Below are 15894 nucleotides of genomic sequence, written 5' to 3'. Positions count from 1 at the left end.
CCTTGTTCACCCGTGAACCCGCCGTCCTCGTCCTCGAAGACGGTACACGCCACACCGGACGCGCCTACGGCGCCCGCGGCACGACCCTCGGCGAAGTGGTCTTCGCCACCGGCATGACCGGCTACCAGGAGACCATCACCGATCCGTCCTATGCCGGTCAGATCGTGCTGCAGACCGCGCCGCACATCGGCAACACCGGCATGAACGACGAGGACCCCGAATCCCGACGCATCTGGGTCGCCGGCTACATCGTGCGCGACCCCTCACGGGTCGTGTCCAACTGGCGCGCGGACAGCACGCTCGACGAGGCACTGGTCGCCGACGGCATCGTCGGCATCAGCGGCATCGACACCCGCGCCGTCACCCGCCACATCCGCTCCGCCGGCAGCATGCGCGGAGGCATCTTCAGCGGCGACGCCGCAGACATCGATCCTGAGGAGCAGCTGCGCATCGTGCGCGAGGCGCCCACCATGGCGGGACAGAACCTGTCGGCCGAGGTTTCCGTCTCGGCTCCCCAGGTGACGCCGGCCGTCGGCGAGCGCATCGGCGCCGTCGCGGTGCTCGACCTCGGCGTGAAGCAGGCGACGGTGGCCAATCTCGCCGCGCGCGGGTTCGAGGTGCACGTGCTGCCGCAGGACGTCACGATCGACCAGATCCGCGCCATCGACCCGGTGGGGGTGTTCTACTCCAACGGCCCCGGCGACCCCGCGGCATCCGACGATCACGTCGTACTGCTGCGCTCGGTGCTCGATGAGAAGCTGCCTTTCTTCGGCATCTGCTTCGGCAACCAGCTGCTGGGGCGCGCTCTCGGCTTCGGCACCTACAAGCTGCCGTTCGGCCACCGCGGCATCAACCAGCCGGTGCTCGACAAGCAGACGGGGCGCGTGGAGATCACGGCGCACAACCACGGGTTCGCCGTGGATGCACCGATCGAGGGCGTCACCGACAGCCCCGCCGGCTACGGCCGGGTCGAGGTGAGCCACGTAGGACTCAACGACAACGTCGTCGAGGGCCTGCGTGCCCTGGACCTTCCGGCGTTCTCGGTGCAGTACCACCCCGAGGCCGCCGCCGGCCCGCACGACGCCAACTACCTGTTCGACCGCTTCCGCGACCTCGTGCTCGCGAACCTGGAGACCACGAAGAATGCCTAAGCGCGACGACATCAACTCCGTCCTCGTCATCGGATCCGGCCCGATCGTCATCGGGCAGGCCGCCGAGTTCGACTACTCCGGCACGCAGGCCTGCCGCGTGCTGCGCGAGGAGGGCGTGCGCGTCATCCTGGTGAACCCGAACCCGGCCACGATCATGACCGACCCGGACTTCGCCGATGCGACCTACATCGAGCCGATCACCCCGGAGGTGATCGAGACGATCATCGCCAAGGAGAAGCCCGACGCGATCCTGCCGACCCTCGGTGGCCAGACGGCGCTGAACGCCGCGATGGCGCTGGACAAGGCCGGCATCCTCGACAAGTACGGCGTGGAGCTCATCGGAGCCAAGGTCGAAGCGATCGAGAAGGGCGAGGACCGCCAGATCTTCAAGCAGCTGGTGATCGACGCCGGCGCCGAAGTCGCAGCCTCGCGCATCGCCCACACGATGGACGAGGTGCTCGCCGCCGCCGACGAGCTCGGCTACCCGCTCGTGGTGCGTCCCTCGTTCACGATGGGGGGCCTCGGGTCCGGATTCGCCTATGACGAGCGCGACCTCCGTCGCATCGCCGGTGCAGGCCTGCACGACTCGCCCACGAGCGAGGTGCTGCTGGAGGAGTCGATCCTCGGCTGGAAGGAATACGAGCTCGAGCTCATGCGCGACACCGCCGACAACACGGTCGTCGTCTGCTCCATCGAGAACGTCGACCCCGTGGGCGTGCACACCGGCGACTCCATCACCGTCGCCCCGGCGCTGACCCTCACCGACCGTGAGTACCAGAAGATGCGCGACATCGGCATCGACATCATCCGCGCCGTGGGCGTGGACACCGGCGGCTGCAACATCCAGTTCGCCGTCGACCCCGCCACTGGGCGCATCATCGTCATCGAGATGAACCCGCGCGTCTCGCGCTCGTCGGCGCTGGCCTCGAAGGCGACCGGGTTCCCGATCGCCAAGATCGCCGCGAAGCTCGCCATCGGCTACCGCCTCGACGAGATCCCCAACGACATCACCAAGGTGACGCCGGCCAGCTTCGAGCCGACGCTGGACTACGTCGTGGTGAAGGTGCCGCGGTTCAACTTCGAGAAGTTCCCCGCGGCGGATGTCACCCTCACCACCACCATGAAGTCGGTCGGCGAGGCGATGGCGATCGGGCGCAACTACGCCACCGCGCTGCAGAAGGCGCTGCGCTCCCTCGAGAAGCGCGGCTCCAGCTTCCACTGGGGCGACGAGGAGCGCTCCGTCGACGAGCTGCTCGAGGTAGCGAAGACCCCCACCGACGGCCGCATCGTCGTGCTGCAGCAGGCCATGCGCAAGGGCGCGAGCATCGAGCAGGCGTTCGAAGCCACCAAGATCGACCCGTGGTTCCTCGACCAGATCGCCCTCATCAACGAGGTGGCCGAGTTCGTCCGCACCGCGGGTGAACTGGATGCCGACACCCTCCGCACCGCCAAGGAGCACGGCTTCAGCGACGCGCAGATCGCGCAGCTGCGCGGCATCACCGAGGCCGAGGTGCGCGGCATCCGTCACGCACTGTCGATCCGCCCGGTGTACAAGACCGTCGACACGTGCGCGGGGGAGTTCCCCGCGCTCACGCCGTACCACTACTCCAGCTACGACGCCGAGACCGAGATCACCCCGTCCGAGCGCACCAAGGTCGTCATCATCGGCTCGGGACCCAACCGCATCGGCCAGGGGGTGGAGTTCGACTACTCGTGCGTGCACGCCTCGTTCGCCCTGTCGGACGCGGGCTACGAGACGATCATGGTCAACTGCAATCCCGAGACCGTGTCGACCGACTACGACACCAGCGACCGCCTGTACTTCGAGCCGCTGACCCTCGAGGACGTCCTCGAGGTGCTGCACGCCGAGGCCCAGTCCGGCACCATCCTCGGTGTCATCTGCCAGATGGGCGGCCAGACCCCGCTGGGTCTTGCCAAGGGCATCGAAGCGGCCGGCTACACCATCCTCGGCACGCAGCCCGAAGCCATCGACCTCGCCGAGGAGCGTGAACTGTTCTCGCGCCTGCTCGATGAGGCCGGGCTCGTGGCTCCGCGCAGCGGCACCGCGATCGACGTCGACGGCGCCGTGGCGATCGCGGAGGGCATCGGCTACCCGGTGCTCGTGCGACCGAGCTTCGTGCTCGGCGGCCGCGGCATGGAGATCGTCTACGACACCCCCAGCCTGCGCGACTACTTCGTGCGCATCGCCGACCAGGCCATCATCGGACCCGGCATGCCGCTGCTGGTGGACCGGTTCCTCGACGACGCGGTGGAGATCGACGTCGACGCGCTGTACGACGGCACCGACCTGTACATCGGCGGCGTCATGGAGCACCTCGAAGAAGCCGGCATCCACTCGGGCGACTCCAGCTGCACGCTGCCGCCGATGTCGCTCGGCCGGGGCGAGATCGACCGGGTGCGCGAGGCGACGCGATCGATCGCCGAGGGCGTGGGCGTGCGCGGACTGCTGAACGTGCAGTTCGCCGTCAGCGCGGGCGTGCTCTACGTCATCGAGGCGAACCCCCGCGCCAGCCGCACGGTGCCGTTCGTGTCCAAGGCGCTCGGCATCCCCCTGGCCAAGGCGGCCGCCCGCATCATGGCAGGCACCCCCATCGCCGGGCTCATCGCCGAGGGGATGCTGCCCGAGCAGGACGGCTCCCGCGTGCCGCTGGATGCCCCCATCGCCGTCAAGGAGGCGGTGCTGCCGTTCAAGCGCTTCCGCACCAAGGACGGCCGCATGGTCGACTCCGTGCTCGGCCCGGAGATGCGCTCCACCGGTGAGGTCATGGGCATCGACCGCGACTTCCCGACGGCGTTCGCCAAGAGCCAGGCGGCGGCGTACGGCGGCATGCCGCTGGAGGGGACCGTCTTCATCTCGGTCGCCGACGACGACAAGCGCGCCGTGATCCTGCCCGCGCACCGCCTGCAGGAGCTCGGCTACACCATCACCGCGACGGAGGGCACGGCTGAGATCCTGGCGCGCAACGGCATCGCCGTCACGGTGGTGCAGAAGTACTCCGCGACGATCGAGAGCGGCGAGCCCAACATCGTCGACCTCATCAACGCGGGCGAGATCGACATGATCGTCAACACCCCCTCGGGCGGGATCTCCCGTGCCGACGGATACGAGATCCGGGCCGCGGCCGTGGCCGCCGACAAGGCGCTGTTCACCACCATGGCGGTGCTCGGCGCCGCCGTCAGCGCCCTGCCGGTGCTGCGCGAGGGCTTCCGCGTGCGGAGCCTGCAGGAGTACGCCGCCGACCGCGCCGCAGATCTGGCCGCGAGCCGGGGCGCCCGAGGAGGACGATGACCGGGTTCGGCGGGCGACTGCGCGAGGCCCTCGCGACGCGGGGTCCTCTCTGCGTCGGGATCGATCCGCACGAGCACCTGCTGGCCGAATGGGGTCTGCCTTCGACGGCGGCAGGCACCCGTGAGTTCGGGCTGCGCGTCGTGGATGCCGCGGCCGGCCGCGTCGGCATCGTCAAGCCCCAGGTGTCGTTCTTCGAGCGGTGGGGGTCCGCCGGCTTCGCGGCGCTTGAGGACGTGCTCGCGGCGGCGCGCGCGGCGGGGCTCGTCGTCATCGCCGACGCCAAGCGCGGCGACATCGGCACGACCATGGACGCCTACGCCCGCGCGTGGCTGACCCCCGGGTCGCCACTCGAGGCCGACGCCGTGACCCTCAGCCCGTATCTCGGGGTGGGGGCGCTCACCGGCACGCTGGAGTACGCGCTGCAGCACGGCAAGGGCGCGTTCGTGCTCGCCGCCACCAGCAACACCGAAGCCCGCCGGCTGCAGGGCGCCCGCGACGACGACCGCGCCGCGACGGTCGCCGCGCTCGTGGTGGAGGAGGTCTCGGCCTTCAACGCACGCACTGCCGCGGCAGGGGAGCCCTCCGGCGTCGGCTTCGTGATCGGCGCGACCGTCGACCTCGCTCAGGCGGGGCTGTCGGGCGCGCTGGCTCCAGCGGCCCCCGTGCTGGCACCCGGCTTCGGCGCCCAGGGCGCCCGGCCCGAGGATCTGGTCGCGCTGGCGGGGGCCCTTGCCTCACCGGTCGTCGCCAGTGAGAGTCGCAGCATCCTGTCGGCGGGTCCGACGACACTGGCCGCGCGCATCGCTGAGCGCGCGGCGCTGTACCCGGAGGTGGAACATGGTTGATGCACAGCATCCTCCCGAGGTCGACCGCGCCGCGGCATCCCGCCGTGCGGTCGCCGCCCGTCGTGAGCGCGCGGCGCTCAAGCGCGACGTCGCCACGCGCGTGATCTCGCCGCAGGAGCTGCTGCGCCGCGCACTTGCCGAGCCGGGCTCGCCGGCGGGCGCCATGCGGGTGCCGGAGTTCCTCACGTCGATCCCCGCGATCGGAGAGGGAAAGCGCGACCGCATCCTGCAGCAGCTGGGCATCTCGCCCGTCAAGCGCCTGGGCGGCCTCGGCACGCGCCAGCGCGTGGCGCTGCAGCGCTTTCTCGACGAGCGCTGGCCGGAGCCGGCCGCCCGTGACGGTCGCAGCCGGCTGATCGTGCTGGCCGGCCCCACGGCCGTGGGCAAGGGGACGGTCGCCGCGTACATCAAGGAGCACCACCCCGAGATCATGCTGTCCGTCTCGGCGACCACGCGCGCGCCGCGACCGGGCGAGGTCGAGGGCGAGCACTACTTCTTCGTCGACGACGCCGAGTTCGACCGGCTGGTGCGCGACGGCGAGCTGCTCGAGCACGCCACCGTGCACAACCACCACCGCTACGGCACGCCCCGCGCGCCGATCGACGCGGCGCTGGCCGAAGGGCGCACCGTGCTGCTGGAGATCGACCTGCAGGGCGCCCGCCAGGTGCGTGCGGCCGAGCCGAGTGCGACGCTCGTCTTCCTGCTGCCGCCGAGCTGGGACGAGCTGGTGCAGCGCCTGGTCGGGCGGGGCACCGAGGGCGACGAGGAGCGCGCCCGGCGCCTGCGCACCGCCAAGGTGGAGCTCGCCGCGCAGGGCGAGTTCGACTACCGCGTGGTCAACGACGACGTGGCGCACGCCGCCGCGGAGGTCGCGAAGATCGCGCACTGACGGTGCGGGGGCGGGTGTCCCGCGGCGTCCGGTCGTCGCATATGCGCCCTCTCGCCGCGCCCAGCGGGCCCTTTGCGACCACCGAAGCGCGCGCGCGGCGCGAGCCCGGGGCGCGCCCAGAACGGCTCACCGCGCGACAAGGTAGACTGGGGGGATGCCTCGGCCCGCCGAGCGCCCAGACTTTTTCTCCCCGATCAAGATCACGACCTCAGGAGGTCCCGCATGGCCACTCGCGACCAGGGAATCATCGACCCGCCCATCGACGCACTGCTGGAGAAGGTCGACTCCAAGTACCAGCTCGTGATCTACGCATCCAAGCGCGCGCGCCAGATCAACGACTACTACTCCGACCTGCATGAGGGCAACCTCTTCGACAACGTCGGCCCGCTCGTGGACTCCACGGTCGAGGACAAGCCGCTGACCATCGCGCTGCACGAGATCCACGAGGACAAGCTGCGCCTCCGTCACGTCGACTGAGCCTCACACACACCCGATGACGCCGTGCGGCGGCCCGCTTTCGAGCGTGTCCGCCGCACGGCGCATACTTGTGTCCACCCCCGCCGCCCTCGACCTGGAGCATCGATGACCGACCTGCGCCTGTTCACCTCCGAGTCCGTCACCGAGGGTCACCCCGACAAGATCTGCGACCAGATCTCCGACAGCATCCTCGACGCGATCCTCACCGAGGACCCGAACGGCCGCGTGGCCGTCGAGACGCTGGTGACGACCGGTCTCGTGCACGTCGCCGGCGAGGTGTCCACGAGCGCATACGTCGAGATCCCCGCGATCGTCCGCGACGTGGTCAACCGCATCGGCTACACCTCCAGCGACGCCGGCTTCGACGGCAGCTCGTGCGGGGTCAGCGTATCGATCGGCGCGCAGTCCTCCGACATCGCCGCGGGCGTCGACAAGGCGTTCGAGCGGCGCGAGGACGGCTCCGAGGACCCGCGCGACCTGCAGGGCGCGGGCGACCAGGGCATCATGTTCGGCTACGCCACCGACGAGACCCCGCAGCTCATGCCGATGGCCATCTGGACCGCCCACCGCATCGCCGAGCGGCTCGCCGCCGTCCGCCGCTCGGGCGAGCTGCCGTTCCTGCGCCCCGACGGCAAGACGCAGGTCACCCTCGGCTACGACGGACATACCCCGCGCACGGTCGAATCGGTCGTGCTGTCCACCCAGCACCAGGCCGACATCTCGCAGAAGGCCCTCCGCGCGGCGGTGCGGGCCGAGGTCATCGACCCCGTGCTCGAAGAGACCGGGCTCGAGCTTCCCGACGTCAAGTACTTCATCAACCCCGCCGGTCCCTTCGTCACCGGCGGCCCCAAGGGCGACGCCGGGCTCACCGGCCGCAAGATCATCATCGACACCTACGGCGGCGCCGCCCGGCACGGCGGCGGGGCGTTCAGCGGCAAGGACCCGTCGAAGGTCGACCGCTCTGCGGCCTACGCCATGCGCTGGGTGGCCAAGAACGCCGTCGCCGCGGGCCTCGCCGAGCGCGTCGAGGTGCAGGTGGCCTACGCCATCGGCAAGGCCAAGCCGGTCGGGCTCTACGTCGAGACCTTCGGCACCGGCCGCGTGTCGGACGAGACGATCCGCCGCGCGATCCGCGAGGTGTTCGACCTGCGGCCCAAGGCGATCATCGAGCACCTCGATCTGCTGCGCCCCATCTACGCGCAGACCGCGGCGTACGGACACTTCGGCCGCGAACTGCCCGACTTCACGTGGGAGCGCACCGACCGCGTCGAGGAGCTCCGCACGGCCGCAGGCCTGTAGTGGACGCCGCAGGCGCCGGCGCGACGACCCGTCGCGTCGCACGCGTGCTGATCGATTCGCCGCTGCCACAGCTGGACCGCCTGTTCGACTACGAGGTCCCCGACGAGCTCGCAGAGACGGTGACGCCCGGCATCCGCGTGCGCGTGCCTCTGCGCACCGCGGGCCGCGTCGTCGACGCCTACGTCGTCGAGACCGGCGAAGCGGATGCCGCCGGGCGCCCGCTTTCTCTCGTGGAATCGGTGATCTCCCCGGTCGCGGTGCTGCCGCCTGGTCTGTACGCGCTCGCGCGGCGGGCCGCCGACCGTGCCGCCGGCTCGGCATCCGACATCCTGCGGCTCGCGGTGCCCAAGCGCATGGTGCGGGCCGAGAAGGCGTGGTTCGCACGTGAGCCCGTGACGGCGCCCGAGGTCGCGCCGGCGGATGCCGCGTGGGCCGACGCCGTGCTCACGGCGTTCCCCGGCCTCGCCGACGCGATCGCCGCGGGGGAGCGGCTCGCGGTGGACGCGCCGCCGCACCCGGCCCGCCTCGCTTCGGGCGACGACGTCGGGGCATGGGCCGAGCTCCTCGCGGCAGCGGCGGTGCAGACGCTCGCCTCCGGCCGCAGCGCCGTACTGGTCGTCCCTGACCACCGCGATCAGGCGCAGCTGGAACTCGCCCTGGCGGGACGCGTGCCCGACGACGCCCTGGTGCGCGACGACGCCCGCCGATCGGGACCCGAGCGCTACGCCTCGTACCTGCGGGTGCTGGCCCCGCAGCCGTGCGTCGTCATCGGCAACCGCTCCACCGTGTACGCCCCGGCGCACGAACCCGGACTCGTCGCGATCTGGGACGACGGCGACCCGCTGCTGGCCGAGCCCTTGAGCCCCGGCGTGCACGCCCGTGACGCAGCCCTCGTGCGACAGGAGCTCGACGGCGCGGCACTGCTGTTCGCCGGTCACACCCGAACCTCCGACGTCGAGCGCCTCGTCGCGATCGGCTGGGTGCGCGAGGTCCCCGCCCGCCGCCGCACCAGTCCACGGGTCGTCCTCTCGGCCACGCGCGAGGGCGAATCCCACGGCGCCCGCGTGCCCTCGTCGGCGTTCGCCGCCGCCCGCGAGGGCCTGGCATCGGGGCCGGTGCTCGTGCAGGTCTCGCGCCCCGGATACGCCCCCGTGCTCGTCTGCGCCGACTGCCGCACGCCGGCGCGCTGCCCGCATTGTGCCGGACCCCTGCGCGCACGCCGGCCCGGCGCGACCCCCGAGTGCGCACTGTGCGGACGCAGCGCTCCGGCCTGGAAATGCGCCAACTGCGAGAGCACGCGGCTGCGCATGGCCTCGTCGGGCAGCGAACGCACCGCCGACGAACTCGGCCGCGCGTTCCCCGGCACGCGCGTCATCGTCGCCGACGGGGTGCATCAGGTGACACAGGTGGATGCCAAGCCGGCGCTCGTCATCGCCACCCGCGGCGCCGAACCGATCGCCGCCGGCGGCTACCGCGCCGTCGTGCTGCTCGACGGCGACCGCATGCTGATGGCCGACGACCTGCGCATCGGCGAGTCGTGCCTGCGGTGGTGGTCCAACGCCGCCGCGCTGGCCGCCCCCGGCGCACCGGTGCACCTCGTCGGCGTCACCGGAGCCGTCGCCCGGGCGCTGGCGACCTGGACGCAGTCCGCCTATGCCCGGAGCGAACTGGCCGAGCGCGCGCCCCTGCACATGCCGCCGGTGGTGCGGGTCGCCGCGATCCACGGGTCCACCCAGGCCGTCCGCACCTGCCTCGACACGCTGCGCGAAGACGTGCCGACACTCGGCGACGACGCCGTGCTCGGCCCTGTGAGCGCCGAGGACGGCGCCCGTGCGGTGGTGCGCTTCGACTACGGCGTCGGCCGTGCCGTCGCCGAGAGCCTGCGCTCGGCGATCATCGCCGACGCCCTCCACGCCCGACGCCCCGCGAAGGGACGCCCGGGCCCGACCCGTGCGACCCTGAGAGTGCGGGTCGACGTTCCCGATCTGGATCTGTAAGGAGCCCCATGCGCCTCGTCTTCGCGGGTACCCCCGAACCCGCCGTCCCCTCGCTGCGTGCCCTGGCCGCCTCCGGCCACGAGCTGGTCGCGGTCGTGACCCGCACCGACGCCGTGCTGGGCCGAAAGCGCGTGCTGACCCCGTCGCCGGTGGCGCAGGCCGCCGAAGAGCTCGCCATCCCCACCATCAAGACCGACCGGCTCGATGCCGCCGCGACCGAGGCGATCGAGAGGTTGCAGCCCGATCTCGGCGTGATCGTCGCGTACGGCGGTCTCGTACGCGAACCCCTCCTGTCGATGCCGCCGCACGGATGGATCAACCTGCACTTCTCGCTGCTGCCGCGCTGGCGGGGGGCGGCGCCCGTGCAGCATGCGCTCATCGCGGGGGACCGCACGACCGGGGCCAGCGTCTTCCGCCTCGTGGCAGAGCTCGACGCCGGTGACGTGTACGGCGAAGTCACCTACGAGGTGCCCGAGACCGCGACCGCAGCGGACGTGCTGAGCGACCTGGCGGATGCCGGAGCGCACCTGCTCGCCGACGTCGTCGACGACATCGCCGCGGGCACCGCGCGCGCTGTGCCGCAGGTCGGGGACCCCACTTACGCCGGCAAGCTGACGCTCGCCGACGGCGCCCTGGACTGGAGCCTGCCCGCGCGACGCGTCGTCGACCGCGTGCGCGGCACCACGCCCGAGCCCGGAGCGCACACCACGATCGGGGGAGTGCGTCTGAAGGTGCTGGCGGCGAGCACCCTGGCGGATGCCGCGGGCCTCGAGCCCGGTCGCATCGCGCTGGTCGGCCGCGACGTGACGGTCGGCACCGGCGAGGGCGCGGTGGTGCTTCACCGCGTGCAGCCTGCGGGCAAACCCGCGATGGATGCCGGGGACTGGTGGCGCGGCGCGCGCCTGACCGATGCGGTGGCCGGCTCATGAGCGACGCGACCCTGGCCCGCCGCGTGGCCTTCGAGACCCTGCGGGGCGTGCACGAGTCCGACGCGTACGCCAACCTGCTGCTGCCGCGCGAGATCCGCCTGGCCGGCCTCACCTCCGCCGACGCGGGCCTTGCCACCGAGTTGACCTACGGCACACTCCGCCGGCAGGGCACCTACGACGCGATCATCGCCGAGGTCGCGGGGCGCTCGCCCGATGACATCGACCCCCCGGTGCTCGACGCCCTGCGCCTCGGGGTTCATCAGCTGCTGTCGACCCGCGTCGCCTCGCACGCCGCCGTCAACGAATCGGTCGCGCTCGCGCGATCGGCCGCCGGGCAGGGGGCCGCGGGGTTCGTCAACGCCGTGCTGCGGCGCGTCTCGCGCGAGACCCCCGGCACGTGGATGGAGCGCATCACCGCCGCGGCGCGCTCCGACGACGAGCGCCTCGGCCTGACGTACGCCCACCCGGTGTGGGTCATCCGGGCGCTCCGACGGGCGCTGGCCGCCGAGGGCCGCGCCGACGAGCTCGAAGACCTGCTGGCCGCCGACAACGCCTCACCCCAGGTGACCATGACGGCATTGCCTGGGCTCGCCGAGATCCCCGCAGACGCCCAGCGCACGCCGTACTCGCCCTACGGGTTCCGCCTGGGCGGCGGCGCACCCGATGCCATGATCGCGGGCGCGGGCGGCCGCATCCGCGTGCAGGACGAGGGTTCGCAGCTGGCGGCTCTCGCCCTGGTCGGGGCGGCCCCGGTCGCAGCGGGGGAGCGCTGGCTCGACCTCTGCGCTGGTCCCGGCGGCAAGACCGCCATCCTGGCGGCCGAGGCGCTCGAGCGCGGAGCACGGCTGGAGGCCAACGAACCGTCGGCCATCCGGGCGCGGCTCGTGCGGGACTCCGTCGCGGGCGTGCCCTTGGAGGTCCCCGTCAGCGAGGTCGACGGCCGCGAGCGGGCGGCATCGGCCCCCGGGCAGTACGACCGCGTGCTCGTCGACGCCCCCTGCACCGGGCTCGGTGCCCTTCGCCGCCGCCCCGAGGCGCGGTGGCGCAAGAGCCCGGCCGACATCCCGCAGCTCACCGATCTGCAGCTGGGGCTGGCCACCGCCGCGGTGCAGGCGCTGCGTCCGGGCGGCATCCTCGCGTACGTCACCTGCTCGCCGCATCTGGCCGAGACCGCGGCCATCGGCGCCGAGCTGCGGCGCACCTTCGGCGACGAGGTCGAAGAGCTCGACGCGCGCGCCGTGGTCGAGGACGTCTCCCGTTCCCCGCTGGATCTGCCCGAGCAGGCAGACGGCTCCGGCCGTGCGCAGCTGTGGCCCCACCGCCACGGCACCGATGCGATGTCGATCACGCTCCTGCGGAGGCGCTGACCGCCGCGAGGCGTGGCTGCGCGGGCCGCGGCGGCCCGGATAATGGGACCGTGACCGACACCACCGACGTCCGCATCAACCCGAGCATCCTGGCCGCCGACTTCGTCAACATGCAGAGCGAGCTCGCCCGTATCGCCACGGCGGACTTCGTGCACGTCGACGTCATGGACAACCATTTCGTGCCGAACCTCACCTTCGGCCCTCAGATGGTCGCACGTATCCAGCAGACGAGCCCCGTGCCGCTGGACGTGCACCTGATGATCGACAATCCGGAGCGCTGGGCCCCGGAGTACGCCGAGATCGGTGCGGCTTCGGTGACGTTCCACCTCGAGGCTGCCGCGAACCCCGTCGCGCTCGCCCGCCAGCTGCGGGCGATCGGCGCCCGCGCGGGCGTCGCCGTCAAACCCGCCACCCCGGTGGAGGGGCTCTTCGACAGCCTCGACGAGTTCGACCAGATCCTGGTGATGACGGTGGAGCCGGGCTTCGGCGGTCAGTCGTTCATGCCCGAGACCATGCCGAAGCTGCGTCTTCTGGCCGACGAGGCCCGCCGCCGGGGGAGCGCGGTGTGGCTGCAGGTGGATGGCGGCATCGGCGAGTCCACGATCGCGCAGGCGGCCGAGGCCGGCGCCGACACGTTCGTCGCCGGCTCGGCGGTCTTCGGTGCCGACGATCCGGCGGCCGCGATCGCGGCTCTGCGCACGTCTGCCGGCCGCGCCCACCGGCACTGACCGGTAGCCTGTCAAGGTGAAGACGTTCGACGCCCTGTTCGCTGAGCTGTCCGCCAAAGCGGAGCAGCGCCCCGAGGGATCGGGCACCGTCGCCGAGCTCGATGGCGGGGTGCACGCGATCGGCAAGAAGATCGTCGAAGAGGCCGCCGAGGTGTGGATGGCCGCGGAGTACGAGTCGCAGGAGGCGGCAGCCGAGGAGATCTCCCAGCTGCTGTACCACCTGCAGGTGATGATGCTCGCCAAAGGGCTCACCCTGGCAGACGTCTACCGACATCTCTGAGCCCACCTCGTCGTCCCCTCCACCCCCACACGAAAGCCACACATGCTGCGTATCGCCGTGCCGAACAAGGGCTCGCTCGCCGACACCGCCGCCGAACTGCTCGCCGAAGCGGGCTACATCGGCCGCCGTGACCCGAAAGACCTGCACGTCATCGACCCCGTCAACGAGGTCGAGTTCTTCTACCTGCGCCCCAAGGACATCGCCACCTATGTCGGCTCCGGCGCGCTGGACGTCGGCGTCACCGGCCGCGACCTGCTGCTGGACGCCCGCATGCCCGGCGCCCGCGAGATCGAGGCGCTCGGCTTCGGCGCGTCCACCTTCCGCTTCGCCGGTCCTCCCGGACGGTTCTCCGACCTGACCGACCTGGAGGGGCTGCGGGTCGCCACTGCTTACCCGGGGCTGGTCGACGCCTACCTCGACGAGCACGGCGTGGCCGTGGACCTCGTGCCGCTGGACGGCGCCGTGGAGTCGGCGGTGCAGCTGGGCGTCGCCGACGCCGTCGCCGACGTGGTCTCCACGGGAACGACCCTCCGCCAGGCGGGTCTGGAGATCTTCGGGCCGGTGCTGCTGCAGTCCGAGGCCGTGCTGATCGGCTCGCCCACCGAGGCGGAGGGCACCGAGACGCTGCTGCGGCGCCTCCGCGGCGTCATGGTGGCCCGCCGGTACGTCATGGTCGACTACGACCTGCCCGCGTCGCTCGTCGACGCGGCCGTCGAGATCGCGGGCGGCATCGAATCGCCCACCATCTCGCCGCTGCGCGACCCGTCGTGGGTCGCGGTGCGCGTCATGGTCGAGCGCCGCCGCGTGAACCAGATCATGGATGCGCTGTACGCCATCGGCGCCCGCGCGATCCTGGTGACCGCCATCCACAACGCGAGGCTCTGATGGCTTTGGCGTGCCGCGTCATCCCGTGCCTCGACGTCGCCGCCGGCCGGGTGGTCAAAGGCGTCAACTTCGCCAACCTGCGCGACATGGGCGACCCGGTCGAGCTCGCACGGCTGTACTACGGGCAGGGCGCCGACGAGATCACCTTTCTCGATGTCACCGCCACGGTCGACGAGCGCGCGACGACGTATGACGTCGTGCGCCGCACGGCCGAGGAGGTCTTCATCCCGCTGACGGTGGGCGGGGGCGTGCGCTCGTCCGACGACGTGGCGCGCCTGCTCGGCGTCGGCGCCGACAAGATCGGCGTGAACTCCGCCGCGATCGCGCGCCCCGCGCTCATCGACGAGATCGCCGACCGCTTCGGTGCCCAGGTGCTCGTTCTCTCGCTCGACGTCAAGCGGTCGGCCGCAACGCCGTCGGGTTTCGTCGTCACCACCCACGGCGGGCGCACCGAGACCGAGCTCGACGCCCTCGGCTGGGCGCGCGAGGCGATCGAACGGGGTGCCGGCGAGCTGCTGGTGAACTCCATCGACGCCGACGGCACCAAGGAGGGTTTCGACCTCGAACTCGTCCGTCTCATGCGCGAAGTCTCCAGCGTGCCGGTCATCGCCTCGGGGGGAGCGGGCGCCGCCGCCCACTTCGCCCCCGCCGTGCACGCCGGTGCCGACGCGGTGCTGGCAGCCTCGGTCTTCCACACCGGCCAGCTCACCGTCGGCGACGTCAAGGACGCGCTGGCAGCCGACGGAATCCTCGTGCGCGCCAGAGAGGCCGTGTCATGACCGACACCGTGGACGAGCGCATCGCGCGGGTGAGGTTCGATGACGACGGGCTGGTGGCCGCCGTCATCCAGCAGTGGGACACCCGCGAGGTGCTCATGCTGGCGTGGATGGATGCCGAAGCCCTCCGCCGCACCCTCACCACCGGCCGGGTGACGTTCTGGTCGCGCTCGCGGGGCGAGTACTGGCGCAAGGGCGACACGTCCGGGCACATCCAGCTCGTGCGCGGCGCGCGCCTGGACTGCGACGGCGACGCCGTGCTCATCTCCGTCGAGCAGGTGGGCGCCGCCTGCCACACCGGCACCCGTACGTGCTTCGACGCCGACGACCTGCACCCCGTGACGGCGACGCCATGACCCGCCGCGCACGCCTGCTGGCGGTGCTGGCGTTCATCATCGCCGGCGGCACGGCCGTCATCTCCTCGACCCAGACCTGGCTCGACGTCACCCTGAGCGACGGCGCGGCGCACGTCCTGGCCGTCCCGGGTGCCGCAGCCCTGCCGGTGCTGGCCCCCCTGGGACTGGCAGCGCTCGCGCTCGGGCTGGCGCTCACGATCGTCGGTCGCGTGCTGCGGTACGTCTTCGGCGCAATCGCCATCGCCATCGGCGGCCTGCTGCTGACCCTCACCTGGCCGGTGGCCGTCGACCCGCCCGTGACGGCCGCCGCCTCCACCGTGACCGAGACGACGGGGCTGAGCGGCACCGAGGCGGTCGCCGCCCTCGTGGCCGCCATCACCGTGACACCGTGGCCGTGGGTGACGGTGGTCGCGGCCGTGCTGCTCGTGCTCGGGGGCCTCTGGACCCTCATCTCGGCCCACCGCTGGAAGGGCGCCGGCCGCCGCTATCGCACCGACGCCACGGCCGCCGCCGGCCCCGCCTCGTCGCGACCGCACGACGCCATCGACTCATGGGACGACCTGTCGCGCGGCTCGGACCCGACAGCCTGACCCCGCTAGACTGAG

At 72.0% G+C, this 15894-nt stretch carries 15 protein-coding genes; all 15 read left to right on the top strand.

What is annotated here, in order from left to right; genetic code table 11:
- Positions 1-2: 2 nt before the first annotated feature.
- Positions 3-1151: a glutamine-hydrolyzing carbamoyl-phosphate synthase small subunit gene (gene carA, locus QNO21_RS05785; RefSeq protein ID WP_257518946.1), complete on the top strand. Its 1149-nt coding sequence runs from the start codon at positions 3-5 to the stop codon at positions 1149-1151.
- Entirely contained in the window at positions 1144-4461 is a 3318-nt protein-coding gene (gene carB / locus QNO21_RS05780) for a carbamoyl-phosphate synthase large subunit (RefSeq protein WP_257518853.1), read from the top strand. The genes carA and carB overlap by 8 nt, the downstream gene beginning before the upstream one ends.
- Positions 4458-5306 carry an orotidine-5'-phosphate decarboxylase gene (gene pyrF / locus QNO21_RS05775; protein WP_257518852.1) on the top strand — a complete coding sequence of 283 codons (849 nt, stop codon included), beginning with the start codon at positions 4458-4460 and terminating at the stop codon, positions 5304-5306. The genes carB and pyrF overlap by 4 nt, the downstream gene beginning before the upstream one ends.
- Positions 5299-6195: a guanylate kinase gene (gmk, locus tag QNO21_RS05770; protein ID WP_257518850.1), complete on the top strand. Its 897-nt coding sequence runs from the start codon at positions 5299-5301 to the stop codon at positions 6193-6195. The genes pyrF and gmk overlap by 8 nt, the downstream gene beginning before the upstream one ends.
- Before the next feature lie 222 nt (positions 6196-6417).
- Positions 6418-6672 carry a DNA-directed RNA polymerase subunit omega gene (rpoZ, locus tag QNO21_RS05765; protein ID WP_257493587.1) on the top strand — a complete coding sequence of 85 codons (255 nt, stop codon included), beginning with the start codon at positions 6418-6420 and terminating at the stop codon, positions 6670-6672.
- A gap of 105 nt (positions 6673-6777) precedes the next feature.
- On the top strand, positions 6778-7971 hold the full coding sequence (metK, locus tag QNO21_RS05760; RefSeq protein ID WP_257518849.1) for a methionine adenosyltransferase: 1194 nt from the start codon (positions 6778-6780) through the stop codon (positions 7969-7971).
- A 44-nt stretch (positions 7972-8015) separates the two neighbouring features.
- The gene (locus QNO21_RS05755) at positions 8016-9968 is read left to right on the top strand and encodes a primosomal protein N' family DNA-binding protein (RefSeq protein WP_257518848.1); all 1953 of its coding nucleotides are present in this window, start codon (positions 8016-8018) and stop codon (positions 9966-9968) included.
- An 8-nt stretch (positions 9969-9976) separates the two neighbouring features.
- Positions 9977-10897, top strand: coding sequence for a methionyl-tRNA formyltransferase (gene fmt / locus QNO21_RS05750; protein ID WP_257518847.1), 921 nt, complete (start codon positions 9977-9979; stop codon positions 10895-10897).
- Entirely contained in the window at positions 10894-12264 is a 1371-nt protein-coding gene (locus QNO21_RS05745) for an RsmB/NOP family class I SAM-dependent RNA methyltransferase (protein WP_257518846.1), read from the top strand. The genes fmt and QNO21_RS05745 overlap by 4 nt, the downstream gene beginning before the upstream one ends.
- A 50-nt stretch (positions 12265-12314) precedes the next feature.
- Complete coding sequence (gene rpe / locus QNO21_RS05740; protein ID WP_257518845.1) at positions 12315-12992, top strand: ribulose-phosphate 3-epimerase; 678 nt, start codon at positions 12315-12317, stop codon at positions 12990-12992.
- A gap of 16 nt (positions 12993-13008) precedes the next feature.
- Complete coding sequence (locus QNO21_RS05735) at positions 13009-13272, top strand: phosphoribosyl-ATP diphosphatase (protein ID WP_257517294.1); 264 nt, start codon at positions 13009-13011, stop codon at positions 13270-13272.
- 42 nt (positions 13273-13314) lie between these two features.
- Positions 13315-14157: an ATP phosphoribosyltransferase gene (hisG, locus tag QNO21_RS05730; protein WP_257517293.1), complete on the top strand. Its 843-nt coding sequence runs from the start codon at positions 13315-13317 to the stop codon at positions 14155-14157.
- Entirely contained in the window at positions 14157-14936 is a 780-nt protein-coding gene (gene hisF / locus QNO21_RS05725; RefSeq protein ID WP_257517330.1) for an imidazole glycerol phosphate synthase subunit HisF, read from the top strand. The genes hisG and hisF overlap by 1 nt, the downstream gene beginning before the upstream one ends.
- Positions 14933-15289 carry a phosphoribosyl-AMP cyclohydrolase gene (hisI, locus tag QNO21_RS05720; protein ID WP_257517331.1) on the top strand — a complete coding sequence of 119 codons (357 nt, stop codon included), beginning with the start codon at positions 14933-14935 and terminating at the stop codon, positions 15287-15289. Before hisF ends, hisI begins: the two co-directional genes overlap by 4 nt.
- Complete coding sequence (locus QNO21_RS05715) at positions 15286-15879, top strand: Trp biosynthesis-associated membrane protein (protein WP_257518844.1); 594 nt, start codon at positions 15286-15288, stop codon at positions 15877-15879. Before hisI ends, QNO21_RS05715 begins: the two co-directional genes overlap by 4 nt.
- The last annotated feature ends 15 nt before the right edge of the window (positions 15880-15894 follow it).

Origin of the sequence: Microbacterium sp. zg-Y818 (assembly GCF_030246905.1) — a bacterium.
Taxonomy (GTDB): Bacteria; Actinomycetota; Actinomycetes; order Actinomycetales; family Microbacteriaceae; genus Microbacterium.
Note: the sequence above shows the minus strand (reverse complement) of the source record. Positions and strands in the feature narration are given on the sequence as shown.